We start from the raw sequence: 1,498 nt of genomic DNA, 5'->3' as shown, positions 1-1,498 counted from the left end.
CCGGATTCCCTGCCGGCGGCGGGCCGATGTGCTGTTGCCGGCGTGTCACCACGGTGTGTCCGGCGGCGCACCAGCACGGAAAAGCAACCGAACAAAACCCGCTAATACTCGCGAACGCGCAGATTCCGCCGCTCTTTTCGGCGCGTGAATCACCGGAGAATTTGCCCGCGGGGGCATTGCTCTTCGCGGTTGCCGGTGCGCGTTCGTCATACGGGGCTTATCGTTGGTCCGAACCCCTCACGGAACAGCGGAACATTCGACGTGAGCGGTTCGCAGTGATCATCGGGGGCGGCGGTTCACGCCGCGCGACCGTCAGGAGGGTCATCGTGCAGCACGCCGAGAAGATCAGTAATGAAATGCGCAAGGCGATCGACAACTGCATGTCCTGCTCGACCACGTGTGAGGAGACGATTGCCTACTGCATGGACATGCCGGGGACGATGATGGACGCGGCGAGCATGCGTATCCTGATGGACTGCGCGGCCGTCACGAAGGTCTGCGCGGACATGATGTGCCGCATGTCGTCGATGTACCGGGAAATGTGTGGCATCTGTGCGCGCATATGTACGATGTGCGCCGAAATGGCCATGAAGATGCCCGGTGACGCCCAGATGATGAAGCTGGCGGAAGCGTGCCGCGCATGCGCCGCATCCTGCCAGATGATGGCCGGTGCCACGGTCTGAGCCTCGGCTCTGACGTCCGCCGCTCCCGCCTGGCCGGCGGTGGCGGGGACGTGTCGTCGTCGGGTCCGGGACGTCACGGGGTGCTCGCGGGAGTGCCGCCCGGGCCGCCCGGGCCCGACGGAAAACCACGGAAAATCCACGAACGCCCCCTGGGGCCGTTCTCGTCCGGCGTTGTTCGTGGTCCGTGGCCGTTCGTGCTTCGCGGCCGGCGCCGGCTGTTGTCGCCGTTGTTCGACATTACCGTCGGTGCCGGCCGGAATACTGGCCGGGATATTCGGTCAGCCGGATTTCGCGGCGGCCACCAGGGCGGGCGGTGCGGTGTCGACGCCGTCCCGGTGACGGATGTCTTTCCGGACCTGATAGACCCAGCTTCTGCTGACTTTCACTCCCTGCGTGGCCAGTAACGCGACGGCATCGGCGGCGGCACCTCCGGTCTGTTCGAGCGCGCGGACAATGGCATCGCGTTTCCCGGCCGCGTCCAGTGCGGTCAGCGTAACAGGAAGTGATGTGGACGCCGCCGTCGTGGATATCGGGACGGGCTCGTCGCGCCCCGCGCCGGATCTGTCGTCGCCCGGCTTCTCGGCTTCGTCCGGGTTGCCGGCTGGCCGGGTGTCCGACGGGACACCGGCGCCCGCGTCCAACCGGATGATGCTGCCCGGATCCGGGCGGGCGGCACCACCGGGCGCACCGGCCGGGACGCCGTCGGCCGGGATATCGGGCGCTGTCGGCGCTGTCGGCGCTGCTGGCCGTGCGGGCGCTGTCGGCGGTGCGGGCGCCGCTGGTGGTACTGGCGGTGTTGATGCGCTGTGGTGAAT

At 67.6% G+C, this 1,498-nt stretch carries 2 protein-coding genes; one reads left to right on the top strand and one right to left on the bottom strand.

Going from position 1 to position 1,498, the window contains the following annotated elements:
- Window positions 1-683: four-helix bundle copper-binding protein (locus AC5LSR_RS22970; RefSeq protein WP_493469004.1), on the top strand; the 683-nt coding region annotated here is incomplete at its 5' end.
- 278 nt (window positions 684-961) lie between these two features.
- On the opposite strand, the gene AC5LSR_RS22965 is transcribed toward AC5LSR_RS22970, so the two are convergent.
- A complete protein-coding gene (locus AC5LSR_RS22965) occupies window positions 962-1,324 on the bottom strand; it encodes a hypothetical protein (RefSeq protein WP_250285944.1) in 363 nt (120 codons plus the stop codon).
- Window positions 1,325-1,498: the final 174 nt, after the last annotated feature.

This window comes from Protofrankia sp. CiP1_Cm_nod4, assembly GCF_982290645.1.
Note: the sequence above shows the minus strand (reverse complement) of the source record. Positions and strands in the feature narration are given on the sequence as shown.